Source organism: Rhizobium tumorigenes (assembly GCF_003240565.2).
In the GTDB taxonomy this organism is placed as follows: Bacteria; Pseudomonadota; Alphaproteobacteria; order Rhizobiales; family Rhizobiaceae; genus Rhizobium; species Rhizobium tumorigenes.
The window spans coordinates 3,137,052-3,148,716 of sequence record NZ_CP117255.1 but is presented as its reverse complement, the minus strand read 5'-3'; the positions used below and the strand labels follow the sequence as shown (position 1 = coordinate 3,148,716).

The window sequence follows — 11,665 nt, the reverse complement described above, 5'->3', positions numbered from 1 at the left end:
AAACACGGCTGTGTGAGCGATCGGTCACTTTCAGACGCGATGGTAGGGGTGGCCGGAGAGAATGGTGACCGCCCTGTAGAGCTGTTCGGCGATCAGGATACGCACAAGCTGATGTGGCCACGTCATCTTGCCAAGGCAGATCGTGCTGTCTGCCTTGTCGTAGAGTGACGGATCGAGGCCATCAGCGCCGCCGATGGCGATCGTCAGGTCGCGCTTGCCTTGATCCCGGTATTGGCCGAGGAGGGCAGCAAAGACTTCGCTGTCCATCGCCTTGCCGCGCTCGTCGAGCAGCATCAGGACACCGCTGTCGGGCAGCGATTTCAGCAGCATGGCCGCCTCTTCCCGCTTGCGCGTTTCGCCGTTCGAGGCTCGACTTTCCGCGACTTCAGTGACGCGCGAGAAATCCAGCCCGATGGCCGGGCCCGTCTTGGCGAACCGGTCGAAATAGCGGGCCGCGAGATCCTTCTCCGGGCCGGTCTTCAGCCGGCCAACGGCAAACAATCCAATCCGCATGTTCACTCCAGAGACGATGGCCAGCACGGCCGCACACATTTCTTAGCCGCGCGACAGATGCCGTTGCGGCCAGTCAAACCTGCGCAGCAGCCGGTTAAACCGGATCTGCTAGTGTATCGTGCCCTCGTCGAGATCCGGCGCGGCCCACATCTTTTCGATGTTGTAGAACTCGCGGATTTCCGGACGGAAGACGTGGACGATGATGTCACCGGTGTCGATCAGGACCCAGTCGCCTGCGTCGAGACCTTCGACGCGCGGGTTGCCGAGGCCTTCGCCCTTGATGTCGGACGTGAGGTGATCGGAGATCGCCAGGACATGGCGGTTCGAGCGCCCGGAGACCACAACCATGTAGTCGCCCAGCGCGGACTTGCCCGCAATGTTGATGGTGACGATGTCTTCAGCTTTGGAGTCCTCAAGGCTGTTGAGGACGGCTTGCAGGGCGCGGGCGGCGGCATCAACGCCACGTTCCGGGCTCTTCGGGGCAACGGCTAGCGTTCGTCCCTTGGCGTGTACTGTTGTCAGTGCTTTTCCTTTCAGGAGTAACAGAACATGCACGCGATTGATTCGAACTGTCGTTCAAATCAGTTCTCAAGATAGGCATCAAAGCACTAAGGTTTCAAGACGCGTGCAGCTCGGCATCGGCAGTCGGGGCACAATATTCAGGCCAGCGATGCGTTTTCGGTACCGATCTGCGAGCTTTTGCCCGCCGGCCTTCCCATTGGCCCGTGTCGATGCGTCGGGTACGGCCGTATACAGCCAAGAACGCTGCGCGTATAGGGAAACAACGCTCAAAAGCTGCGGGCCATGAACAGACATTCCAACGACACGATAGACGCCATCCTGCGCATCCGCTTCACGGGACAGGATCGGCTTGGCCGGGGCAAGATGGAGTTGCTCGAGCACATCCGCAGGACGGGCTCGATTTCAGCTGCGGGGCGCGCGATGGATATGTCCTACCGCCGCGCGTGGCTGCTGGTCAGCGACCTCAATCGCATGTTCGATGTGCCCTCGGTCGAATCGCAGCGGGGCGGCCAGAAGGGTGGCGGTGCGGTGCTGACACCTTTCGGCGAGGCGCTGCTCGAGCGTTTCCGGGCGATGGAGCAGGCGATCGGCCTCGTTCTCGCCGACGACCTGATTTGGCTGCAAGAGCATTACCGTCCGCAGGCGTCGCCGCAAGAGTGACGCCACCTGTCATCCGTTTTGCAGGGCCACGGTCTTGATGACCGCAAAAACGGTCATGCCCACGGACAAGCGCAGTTTTTCGCCCGACAGCTGTGTAATTCGCGACAGGATCGGGTCGCCGCCGCAGTCGAGACGGACCTCTAGCGCACCGTTGGCGACCGCGCCGATGCCGGTGATCGTACCTTCGAGAATATTGAGAGCGCTGAGGCCCTCCGGGCGCACGGTCGCCAGCATCACATCGCGAGCCGGGACGTGGATCCGCACCATCCTGCCGACCGGAAATCCTGTCCCCGGCACCTGCAGTTTTGCGGTCTTCAGGGCGATCGTCGACAGGAGATGGGTCTGCGAGATGCTGTCGATGCGGCCTTCCAGCAGCACGCCTGCCTCGCGGCGCTCGGCGCCCTCCGCCGTCGATGGCAGGCTGAGAACCTCGACGGCACTGCCGACCGCTTCGACATGGCCGTCGCGCAAAAGAACGACGCGGCTTGCGAGCCTTGCGACCTCTGCAATCGAGTGGCTGACATAGACGATCGGGATTTTCGTCTCGTCGCGCAGCCGTTCAAGATAGGGCAGGATCTCTGCCTTACGCTCCTCGTCGAGAGCTGCCAGCGGCTCGTCCATCAGCAACAGGCGCGGGTTGGAGAGCAGGGCACGGCCGATTGCCACCCGTTGCTTTTCGCCGCCCGACAGCTTGCCCGGCCGACGCTCCAGAAGCGGCCCGATGCCGAGCAGGTCGACGACGCTGTCGAAATCATCGCGGTCCGTCTTTTTCGGCGCGAACCAGCGGCCATAGCCGAGGTTGTGGCGGACCGAGAGATGCGGAAACAGCCGTGCCTCCTGGAAGACGTAGCCGAAACGGCGGCGATGGCGTGGCACCAAGAGGTTTCGGTCCGTGTCCGTCAGCACCGTACCATCGAGCGCAACGTGGCCGTGGTCGGGGTGGATCAGCCCGGCAATGCTGCGGATGAGCGAGGTCTTGCCGGAGCCGGACCGGCCGAACAGGGCCGTAACCCCGCCCTCTGCGGTAAATGCCGCGTCCAGCGCAAAAGCGCCCAGCCTGTGGCGGATGTTCACCGTCAGCGTCATCAGGCGTCCACCCTGCGGCCGACCCATCGGGCTAGAAACTCGGACGCCAGCAGCGCGGTCATGGAAATCAGCACCGCGACGACGGTGAGCCTCAGCGCGCCGGCATCTCCGCCGGGGACCTGGGTGAAGGTATAGATTGCCGACGAAAGCGTCTGTGTTTCGCCGGGAATGTTGGAGACGAAGGTGATAGTGGCGCCGAATTCCCCCATCGCCTTGGCAAATGAGAGGATCATGCCGGCAATGATACCGGGGAGCGTAAGCGGCAGGGTGACGGTGAGGAATATCCACACGGGACTGGCACCCAGCGTTCCTGCAGCCTCCTCCAGCTTGCGGTCGACGGCTTCCAGCGACAGCCGGATGCTGCGTACCATCAGCGGGAACCCCATGATTCCGCAGGCAAGCGCAGCGCCGGTCCATCTAAAAGAAAAGACGATGCCGAAATGGCTTTCGAGGAAGGCGCCGATGACGCCGCGGCGGCCGAACAGGATCAGCAGCAGAAAACCGGTGACGACCGGCGGCAGGATCAGCGGCATGTGGATGATCCCGTTCAGCAGCGATTTTCCAAAGAACCGGCCGCGAGCCAGAAGCAGCGCTGCGGCGACCCCGAATGGCAGGCTCACCAGCATGGCCACGCTAGCGACGCGCAGGCTAAGCAAGATCGCCGTCCACTCGTCACTGCTTAAATGCCATCCCTCCAAAACCGGTCTCTTTCCCTATCGGCCCGTCGGCAAGTCAGCGGGTAGGCGTCATACATTGCCTGAGGCAAGCGACAATCAGTTCAGGATGGTGAAACCTTCGTGTTCGAAGAAAGGCTCCGCCTTGGACGATTTGAGGAAGTCGTAATAAGCGTCGACGTCCTTGTTCCTGCTGCTGGCAGTGATGGCCAGCGGATAGATGATCGGCGGGTGGCTGTCCGCCGGAAACGTGCCAACGATGGCGACGCCCGGATCGGACGCGGCATCCGTCTGGTAGACAATTCCGTAAGGTGCCTCGCCACGCGACACCAGCGCCAGCGCAGCGCGCACGCTTTCAGCACCGGCAACCTTGCTTTCGACGGAAGGCCAGACCCCGAGCTTTTCGAGGGCTGCCTTGCCGTATTTACCGGCTGGTACGGAATCGACTTGGCCCATCGCCAGGCGACCGTCGCCGAGGAGGGCGGCGAGATCCATGCCGGCCTTGATATCGACCGGCTTTGCCTTGTCGCGCGGAGCAACGAGGACGATCTGGTTGCCTAAAAGGTTTACCTGCGTATCCGGCTTCAGCAAGTTCTTGTTGCCGAGGTAGGCCATCCAGTCGGTGTCGGCCGAAATGAAGATATCGGCAGGTGCGCCGCTCTCGATCTGCTTTGCGAGCGCCGAACTAGCGGCATAGGACACGGTGATCTGCTTGCCGCTCTGGGCGGTGTAAGCGGCGTTTGCGCTGTCGAGGGCGTTCTTCATGCTGGCGGCAGCAAACACGGTTATTTTGTCCGCCGCTGCCGAGGGGGAAGCGCCGGTGGTCAGTCCGAGCCAGCCTGCAACAACGGCTGTGGCGGCAAATTTCATCCAGGAATGGCTGGTCGGCATGGCAATCTCCAAATTGGCGAAGTATTTGCAGGAATATATCGCTTCGCATGATTTGACCAGTGTCGGTTTCGTCAACACGATCAATCGATAATGATTTCAGAGATTTCGCCGATTGGTATTCCCTACTGACTTGGTCGATTGCGCATGGCTCTATAGGCCCTTGTGACACCGATCAGGCTGCAACATGCCCCGCCAGCGTCTTTTGACGGCAGGACGTCGTCAACAGTGTAGGTGGTCGGCGTGATCTCGCGCGAAAGCTTACGAAAGATTTAATTTTGTGCATTTGCACTTTTCTGTCATGTGTAAAATGCATGGCTGCGTTGCGATATCAACGATTTTACTTCTCGACAGCTGTGCTAGATTCAACTCATCGAACGGCGCACTCCTCCTCCCAGCGCCATTCGATTTTGGATCGATGACACTCCTCCTCCCGGTTGTCGATCAGTTTTGATAGGCCCGACGGATCTCCTCCCCCGTCGGGCTTTTCATTTTGGAGGGTTTTAAACTTCGGAAATTCAGGTTTTCTGTTGTTCTTCGCGGAGCGCGGTCGAGCTCAGCGTCGAGCGCGGGCCGTGGATAAATGTCCAGGCCGGTGCTCGCTTCTTCCACAGAACCCTTGCGTCGTCTTCATCGACGCGGGCGTAGTGAAAGGTCTTCGCCATCTTTGCCGAGAGGTGCGACAGCGTCGAACCCGGACGATCGATCACGGCGATCGGGAAAGTCTTGGCGATGGTCTGCCACTTCTGCCATTTGTGGAACGTGTTCAGGCTATCGGCGCCCATGATCCAGATGAAATGCACGTGGCTGTTCAGCGCCTTGACGCGGGCCAGCGTATCGGCCGTGTAGCGCATATTGAGCGCCTGCTCGAAGCCGGTCACCTTGATGCGCGGATCGACGGCGATCTTTTCGCTGAGGGCGATGCGTTCTGCCAAGGGGGCGAGCTGGTTGGTGTTTTTTAGCGGGTTGCCCGGCGTCACCATCCACCACAGCTGATCGAGGCCAAGCCGACGGATGGCAATCTCGGCAACCAGCACATGTCCCGGGTGCGGCGGATTGAAGGATCCGCCGAACAGGCCGACGACCATTCCACGCTCGGCATGGGGCATGCGCAGATAGGGCGCGTCGATACGGTCTGCTGTCACATCAGGGCCGTATCTGTCCGCTGCCGCGCACCCTGTATTTGAACGACGTCAGTTGTTCGACGCCGACAGGTCCGCGCGCATGCATCTTTCCGGTGGCAATGCCGATTTCCGCTCCCATGCCGAATTCGCCGCCATCGGCAAATTGCGTCGACGCGTTGTGCAGCAGGATTGCCGAGTCGACCTCCGTGAAGAAGCGCCCCACCACTTCAGGGTTTTCGGCAATGACAGCCTCCGTATGATTGGATGAATAGCGGGCTATGTGTTCGATAGCCCCCGAGACGCCATCAACCATAGCAATCGATATAATGGCATCGAGATACTCCGTCGACCAATCCTCCTCGTTGGCAGCCTTCAATGCAGGGATAGCATGAAGCACGTCGGCCGATCCGCGAACTTCGCAGCCGGCCGCCGTGAGAGCGTCGACGAGCGGCTTGAGGTGGGTTGCCGCTGCCGCCCGGTCGACAAGCAGCGTCTCGGCTGCGCCACACACGCCGGTACGGCGCATCTTGGCGTTGACGACAATCTGCTTTGCCATTTCCAGTGTCGCAGACGCATCGATGTAGATGTGGCAGATACCCTCGAGGTGGGCAAAGACCGGAACGCGCGCCTCGCTTTGCACCCGCGCCACCAGGCTTTTGCCGCCACGCGGGACGATGACGTCGATATTTCCATCGAGCCCCGACAGCATGGCGCCGACGGCTGCGCGATCGGTAACCGGGACAAGCTGGATTGCGTGCTCCGGCAAGCCTGCCGCCTTCAGTCCCTCGACGAGGCAGGCATGGATTACCCGTGAGGAATGGCGCGAATCGCTGCCGCACCGCAGGATGGCGACATTGCCGGCTTTCAGGCAGAGTGCGCCGGCATCGGCCGTAACATTGGGGCGGCTTTCGAAAATGACGCCGATGACGCCGAGCGGCGTGCGGACCCGCTCGATATGCAGCCCGTTTGGGCGCTCCCAAGCGGCAATGACCTCGCCGACAGGATCGGCCAGTGCGGCAATCGTGCGGATGCCGTCGGCCATGGCTTCGATACGCGCCTCGGTCAGCGTCAACCTGTCGATCGACGATGCGAGCATGCCGGTGCCTTCCACGTCGCGCAGGTCCTTGGCATTCTCTGCCAATATATGGTCCTGCTTTGAAAGAATGGTATCGGCCATGGCATTGAGGGCGCGGGTTTTCGATTGGGCAGAGGCAAACGATAGCGGGCGCGCCGCAGCGCGGGCCCGGAGACCGATTTCACCCATCAGCCGGTCGATATCAGGGCTGGCTGCAACGTGATCAAGCATGGGCCTCGTCCTTTCGGCTTGCTGTGCCTTGCGTTCCCGACGCCGTCATCACCAAGTCGTCGCGGTGAACCATGGCGGCGCGGCCGGCATAACCGAGAATGGCTTCGATCTCGGCAGACTTGCGGCCGGTGATCTGCCGTGCCTCTTCGGCATCGTAGCCGGCAAGGCCACGGCCAATCTCGCGGCCGGCGGGACCGATGACGGCGACTGTATCACCGCGTCCGAAGTGACCGACCACGGAGCGCACGCCAGCAGGCAGCAAGCTCTTGCCTGCACCGAGCGCGGTGACGGCGCCGGCATCGACATGCAGTTCGCCTGCCGGCTGCAGCTGCCCGGCGATCCAGGTCTTGCGTGCCGTGACCGGCGTACCGGAGGGGGCAAACCAGGAAGAGCGGGCGCCCTGGTCTATGGCGGACAGCGGCTGATCCGTCTTGCCAGATGCAATAATCATGGCGCAGCCGGCGCCGGTGGCGATCTTGCCGGCGTCGATCTTTGTGCGCATGCCGCCGCGTGACAGTTCCGAGGCAGCGCCGCCGGCCATCGCCTCGATTTCGGGCGTTATTTCAGCAATCGTGGGGAGGAACCGGGCATTTGGGTCGAGGTGCGGCGGGGCGGTGTAGAGGCCGTCGATATCGGACAGCAGTATCAGGAGGTCTGCGCCGGCCATGGTGGCGACGCGCGCCGCCAGTCGGTCGTTGTCGCCATAGCGGATTTCGCTGGTGGCAACGGTGTCGTTCTCGTTGATGATAGGCACTGCACCGAGTTTCAGGAGCTGGCTTATGGTGGCGCGGGCGTTGAGATAGCGGCGTCGCTCCTCGGTGTCGCCGAGCGTCAGCAGGATCTGCCCGGCGACAATGCCGTCATGCGAAAGGCTCTCTGACCAGGCCCTGGCCAGCGCAATCTGGCCGACGGCCGCAGCCGCCTGGCTCTCCTCGAGTTTCAGGGCGCCACTGGCGAGGTCGAGCACGGAGCGGCCGAGCGCGATGGCTCCCGAGGAGACGACGAGGACATCAACACCCTTTGCCTTCAGCGCGGCGATATCGGCGCAGATCGCATCGAGCCAGGCCTTCTTCAGCCCGGTGCCGCGATCGACCAGCAGCGCCGAGCCGATCTTGATGACGATGCGCCGGTAGCGGTCGAGCGGCTGTCGGGCTGTCATCCCTCGCGCTCCTCGTCCCCGCTTTCGTTGGCTTCATCCGCGACCAGGTCTACCGTATCCCTGTGGCGGTTTTTCAGCGCCTTCATCGGCTTGTCTTCGGTTTCGCCGATAGCGATGATGTCGCGCAGCGCGCGCAAAAGGTCCGTCATGCCTTTGCCGGTGATCGCCGAAATCTGGTACGGCGTGTGACCGCAGGCGCGGGCGAGCTCCTTCGTTTTCTTCTTCAGTTCCGCATCGTCGAGAATGTCGACCTGCGACAGGGCGACGATTTCCAGCTTTTCGCCCAGCGCCTCATCATAGGCCTCGAGCTCGTGGCGGACGGTCTTGTAGGCCTTGCCGACCTTTTCTTCCTGGGCGGAGACCAGGTGCAGCAGCACGCGGGTGCGCTCGACATGGCCGAGGAAACGGTCGCCGATGCCGACGCCCTCATGGGCACCTTCGATAAGGCCCGGAATGTCGGCCAGAATGAATTCCGTGCCGTCGACGGTGGCGACACCGAGGTTGGGATGGAGCGTGGTGAAAGGGTAATTGGCGATCTTTGGCCGGGCGCGGGTGACTGCGCCTAAAAAGGTCGACTTGCCGGCATTTGGCATGCCGACGAGTCCCGCATCGGCGATCAGCTTCAGCCGCAGCCAGATGGTCTTTTCTTCGCCCTCGAGGCCGGGATTGGCCCAGTCCGGCGACTGGTTGGTGGAGGATTTGAAATGGGCGTTGCCGAAGCCGCCATTGCCACCGGCGGCGATGCGGAAGCGCTGACCTTCGAAGGTCAGGTCGCAGATCATCGTCTCGGCGTCTTCCTCGAAGACCTGTGTACCCACCGGCACCTTCAGCGTGACGTGCTCGCCGTTTGCGCCGGTGCGGTTGCGGCCCATGCCATGGGTGCCGATCTGGGCCTTGAAATGCTGCTGGAAACGAAAGTCGATCAGTGTATTCAAGCCGTTGACCGCCTCGACCCAGACGTCACCGCCGCGTCCGCCATCACCGCCGTCGGGGCCGCCGAACTCGATGAATTTTTCCCGCCGGAAGGAGACGCTGCCGCCGCCGCCGTCGCCGGAGCGGATGTAGACTTTTGCTTCGTCAAGAAATTTCATCGTATTCTTCGCTATTCGGTCAGTTTGCGCCCGTCATGCCGCCTTCGATATAGGCGGTTCTGCCGGAGGTCAAAGATTATCGTCATCTGCAGCAGCTATAGCATAGCCGCCTGCGGGGGTCTTGCTGTGTGGTCAATAAGAAGCCGCCGCCGGCAAACCGGCGACGGTTTTGTCAGTGTCAGGCACTAGCGCTCGCGCGCAGATCGCCCGGCGACAGCAGGGTTTCGACATGCGGAACCATGGTGCTGCGGGCAAAGCTGAAGACTTCCGCGCAACCTGTGATGCGGAAGCCGAGTTTCTCCTGCAGCTTCAGCGACGCCGGATTGTCAACGAAAACACCGGAATGGATGTTTTCGCCTGGCATCCGCCGGCTGAAGCGTTCCAGCGCTGCTGCCACCGCCTCGCCCATGAACCCACGCCGCCAGTAGTAGCGGTTCAGCCAGTAGCCGACGTGCCAGCGATCGTGGCGCAGCTCGATGCCGACCGTGCCGATATGGACATCGTCATCGCCCTCGGTGATGGCGAGCGCCCAGTCACCAAGCAGGCCTGAGGCCCGTGGCACCAGCCAGTCGAGCGCGTCCTGCCGGTGGTAGGGAACCGGGACGCGCGCCAACATGCGGGTAACCGCGAAATCCGACAGGGATCCCGTGATCGCGTCCGCGTCGCCAAGGCGATGCGGACGCAGTGTCAGCCGGGCGGTCCGGATAACCGGTTCCGGGCCGGGTGCCGCGATCTGCTGCGACCGGCGCGAAAGGACAGCGGCGTTCATCTCAGTGCCCCCCAGCTGCGCAACGACATCCAAGTGCGGCGATCTAGCCGGAACCATTCGACAGAGACCGTGCTGCCAAGCGCCAGGGACGCAGCAAGCCCGGCGCCCTGGAACTGGAAGCCACATTTGTGGATCACCCGGCGCGAGGCGACGTTGGTCACCCGGCAGCGAGCATCGATCTGGTCGACCTCAGGCCGCGTGCGAAACACCATGTCGATCAGCGCGTGAGCCGCTTCCGTCATGAAGCCCTGGTTCCAGTAGGGCTCGCCCAGCCAGTAGCCGATTTCGACAGTCGTCGGATCCTGGCCCGGTTCTATGCCGCAGCAGCCGAGAAAGGCGCCGTTTTCCATTTTGGTGATCGCATAGAGGCACTTGCCAATCTCGCCAGACGTCGTGCGGCGCACAAAATCGGCGGCGTCCCGGGTCGTATACGGGTGCGGCATGCGCGAGACCATGGTGGCGACATTGGCGTTGTTGGCGAGATGGGCAAGAGCTTCGATGTCGTCTTTGTGGGGCGCGCGCAGAACGAGCCGCTCCGATAACAAGACGGGGCAATCGGGTCTTAACCTCTCCGGCCTCAACCGGTCTTCGGGCGACCGCGACTGGTCCTCCCTTAACAATTCGCTTTGCATTGTTCAGTCCTCCTGTGGGGGTAAAGAAAAAAGGGGAGATGGCGCCCCATCTCCCCTTTTTCTAAGACTGAACCTGATGCGGTCAGCCGGGTCGATGAGACGCCGGCTGCTTGAACGCTTCCGGCTTTATTCCGCTGCTTCTGCTTTCGGCATTACCGATACGTACACGCGGCCATTGGCCTTGGTGCGATAGGCGACGTTACCTGGAGTAAGCGCAAAGATCGTGTGGTCCTTGCCGAGGCCAACATTGGCGCCCGGATGCCACTGCGTGCCACGCTGGCGCAGAATGATGTTGCCTGAAATGACAGCTTCGCCGCCGAACTTCTTCACGCCGAGACGCTTGGATTCGGAATCACGACCGTTGCGCGACGAACCGCCTGCTTTTTTATGTGCCATGGGATTTCTCCTTTAAATCTGTCCGTGATCTTAAACGGCAGCGACGATGTCGGTGATGCGGACAACCGTGTGGTGCTGACGATGACCGCGCGAACGCTTGGAATTCTGACGACGACGCTTCTTGAATGCGATGACCTTGCGGGCGCGGTTGTGTTCGACAACCTCGGCCTTGACGGTTGCGCCGACCACAAAGGGAGCGCCGATGGAAGCGTCGGCGCCGACGCCGATCATCAGGACTTCATTGAATTCTACGATATCGCCGGCGATGACGTCGAGCTTCTCGATGGTCAGCACGTCGTTTGCTGCCACACGGTACTGCTTACCGCCGGTCTTGATGACTGCGAACATTGGTTATCCTTTCATGTTCGTTCCGGCTCTCCCTGAGGGGGCCGTCTTTTTATCAGTCGACATTGAGCAGGCGAGGCGGGCCTTGTGCCCGAACCGGCCTGCCGGTGATGCTTGCGCGGAACGCGGAAGCGCAAAGGGAGCGGACTTCTCCGCACCTATTGGATCGGGCACATACGCGAGGGGTCAAATTGTGTCAAGGCAAAAGGGTGAAAAGCTTCGACTTTCACCCTTGCCATCCGGACTTTCTATCGGTATGAGGACGGCGCGCTTCACAGCGTCAACCGGTTCCGCGGAGAGGTGGCAGAGTGGTTGAATGTACCGCACTCGAAATGCGGCGTGCCTGCAAGGGCACCGTGGGTTCAAATCCCACCCTCTCCGCCATTCTTCCCTGATTTGGATTTCCGCCATCTGTAGTGACTATCTGCGATGGCTTTGATTATTTTCCAATTTTTTGCAGATGTGCTCACTAAAAAGATTGGCGTGTGCCACTCTCAGGC

13 protein-coding genes, 1 tRNA gene and 1 pseudogene are annotated in these 11,665 nt (G+C 61.5%); 2 read left to right on the top strand and 13 right to left on the bottom strand.

What is annotated here, in order from left to right; genetic code table 11:
- Window positions 1-30: 30 nt before the first annotated feature.
- On the bottom strand, window positions 31-513 hold the full coding sequence (gene rlmH / locus PR017_RS15395; protein WP_111222179.1) for a 23S rRNA (pseudouridine(1915)-N(3))-methyltransferase RlmH: 483 nt from the start codon (window positions 511-513) through the stop codon (window positions 31-33).
- Window positions 514-621: 108 nt separating this feature from the next.
- Window positions 622-1,064, bottom strand: a pseudogene (gene rsfS / locus PR017_RS15390) (ribosome silencing factor).
- A gap of 253 nt (window positions 1,065-1,317) precedes the next feature.
- Here rsfS and PR017_RS15385 point away from each other — a divergent pair.
- Entirely contained in the window at window positions 1,318-1,695 is a 378-nt protein-coding gene (locus tag PR017_RS15385) for a winged helix-turn-helix domain-containing protein (protein ID WP_111222087.1), read from the top strand.
- Between the two features lie 9 nt (window positions 1,696-1,704).
- Here the strand turns inward: PR017_RS15385 and modC are convergent, their stop codons facing one another.
- The 11 genes from modC to rplU form a co-directional block, all read right to left on the bottom strand.
- Window positions 1,705-2,781 (bottom strand): molybdenum ABC transporter ATP-binding protein, encoded by a 1,077-nt coding sequence (modC, locus tag PR017_RS15380; protein ID WP_111222178.1) that lies wholly within the window; start codon window positions 2,779-2,781, stop codon window positions 1,705-1,707.
- The gene (gene modB, locus PR017_RS15375) at window positions 2,781-3,479 is read right to left on the bottom strand and encodes a molybdate ABC transporter permease subunit (protein WP_111222086.1); all 699 of its coding nucleotides are present in this window, start codon (window positions 3,477-3,479) and stop codon (window positions 2,781-2,783) included. Before modB ends, modC begins: the two co-directional genes overlap by 1 nt.
- 75 nt (window positions 3,480-3,554) lie before the next feature.
- Window positions 3,555-4,346, bottom strand: a complete 792-nt coding sequence (gene modA / locus PR017_RS15370; protein ID WP_111222177.1) for a molybdate ABC transporter substrate-binding protein — start codon at window positions 4,344-4,346, stop codon at window positions 3,555-3,557.
- Window positions 4,347-4,861: 515 nt separating this feature from the next.
- Entirely contained in the window at window positions 4,862-5,452 is a 591-nt protein-coding gene (locus PR017_RS15365; protein WP_111222176.1) for a nicotinate-nucleotide adenylyltransferase, read from the bottom strand.
- A 37-nt stretch (window positions 5,453-5,489) separates the two neighbouring features.
- Window positions 5,490-6,773: a glutamate-5-semialdehyde dehydrogenase gene (locus tag PR017_RS15360; protein ID WP_111222085.1), complete on the bottom strand. Its 1,284-nt coding sequence runs from the start codon at window positions 6,771-6,773 to the stop codon at window positions 5,490-5,492.
- Window positions 6,766-7,932, bottom strand: coding sequence for a glutamate 5-kinase (gene proB, locus PR017_RS15355; protein ID WP_111222084.1), 1,167 nt, complete (start codon window positions 7,930-7,932; stop codon window positions 6,766-6,768). The genes PR017_RS15360 and proB overlap by 8 nt, the downstream gene beginning before the upstream one ends.
- Window positions 7,929-9,023 carry a GTPase ObgE gene (gene obgE / locus PR017_RS15350; RefSeq protein ID WP_111222083.1) on the bottom strand — a complete coding sequence of 365 codons (1,095 nt, stop codon included), beginning with the start codon at window positions 9,021-9,023 and terminating at the stop codon, window positions 7,929-7,931. The genes proB and obgE overlap by 4 nt, the downstream gene beginning before the upstream one ends.
- A gap of 178 nt (window positions 9,024-9,201) precedes the next feature.
- Window positions 9,202-9,792: a GNAT family N-acetyltransferase gene (locus PR017_RS15345; RefSeq protein WP_111222082.1), complete on the bottom strand. Its 591-nt coding sequence runs from the start codon at window positions 9,790-9,792 to the stop codon at window positions 9,202-9,204.
- The gene (locus PR017_RS15340; RefSeq protein WP_111222081.1) at window positions 9,789-10,424 is read right to left on the bottom strand and encodes a GNAT family N-acetyltransferase; all 636 of its coding nucleotides are present in this window, start codon (window positions 10,422-10,424) and stop codon (window positions 9,789-9,791) included. The genes PR017_RS15345 and PR017_RS15340 overlap by 4 nt, the downstream gene beginning before the upstream one ends.
- Window positions 10,425-10,550: 126 nt before the next feature.
- Window positions 10,551-10,820: a 50S ribosomal protein L27 gene (gene rpmA, locus PR017_RS15335; RefSeq protein WP_111222080.1), complete on the bottom strand. Its 270-nt coding sequence runs from the start codon at window positions 10,818-10,820 to the stop codon at window positions 10,551-10,553.
- Window positions 10,821-10,850: 30 nt separating this feature from the next.
- Window positions 10,851-11,168, bottom strand: a complete 318-nt coding sequence (gene rplU, locus PR017_RS15330; RefSeq protein ID WP_111222079.1) for a 50S ribosomal protein L21 — start codon at window positions 11,166-11,168, stop codon at window positions 10,851-10,853.
- Window positions 11,169-11,459: 291 nt separating this feature from the next.
- On the opposite strand from rplU, the gene PR017_RS15325 reads away from it, so the two are divergent.
- Window positions 11,460-11,549, top strand: a tRNA-Ser gene (locus PR017_RS15325).
- Window positions 11,550-11,665 lie beyond the last annotated feature (116 nt).

Excerpts from the sequence above, each read along its gene's own strand:
- rlmH (WP_111222179.1), bottom strand. The coding sequence starts at position 513 with ATGCGGATTGGATTGTTTGCCGTTGGCCGGCTGAAGACCGGCCCGGAG.
- PR017_RS15385 (WP_111222087.1), top strand. The coding sequence starts at position 1,318 with ATGAACAGACATTCCAACGACACGATAGACGCCATCCTGCGCATCCGC.
- modC (WP_111222178.1), bottom strand. The coding sequence starts at position 2,781 with ATGACGCTGACGGTGAACATCCGCCACAGGCTGGGCGCTTTTGCGCTG.
- modA (WP_111222177.1), bottom strand. The coding sequence starts at position 4,346 with ATGCCGACCAGCCATTCCTGGATGAAATTTGCCGCCACAGCCGTTGTT.
- PR017_RS15365 (WP_111222176.1), bottom strand. The coding sequence starts at position 5,452 with ATGCCCCATGCCGAGCGTGGAATGGTCGTCGGCCTGTTCGGCGGATCC.
- PR017_RS15360 (WP_111222085.1), bottom strand. The coding sequence starts at position 6,773 with ATGCTTGATCACGTTGCAGCCAGCCCTGATATCGACCGGCTGATGGGT.
- proB (WP_111222084.1), bottom strand. The coding sequence starts at position 7,932 with ATGACAGCCCGACAGCCGCTCGACCGCTACCGGCGCATCGTCATCAAG.
- obgE (WP_111222083.1), bottom strand. The coding sequence starts at position 9,023 with ATGAAATTTCTTGACGAAGCAAAAGTCTACATCCGCTCCGGCGACGGC.
- PR017_RS15345 (WP_111222082.1), bottom strand. The coding sequence starts at position 9,792 with ATGAACGCCGCTGTCCTTTCGCGCCGGTCGCAGCAGATCGCGGCACCC.
- PR017_RS15340 (WP_111222081.1), bottom strand. The coding sequence starts at position 10,424 with ATGCAAAGCGAATTGTTAAGGGAGGACCAGTCGCGGTCGCCCGAAGAC.
- rpmA (WP_111222080.1), bottom strand. The coding sequence starts at position 10,820 with ATGGCACATAAAAAAGCAGGCGGTTCGTCGCGCAACGGTCGTGATTCC.
- rplU (WP_111222079.1), bottom strand. The coding sequence starts at position 11,168 with ATGTTCGCAGTCATCAAGACCGGCGGTAAGCAGTACCGTGTGGCAGCA.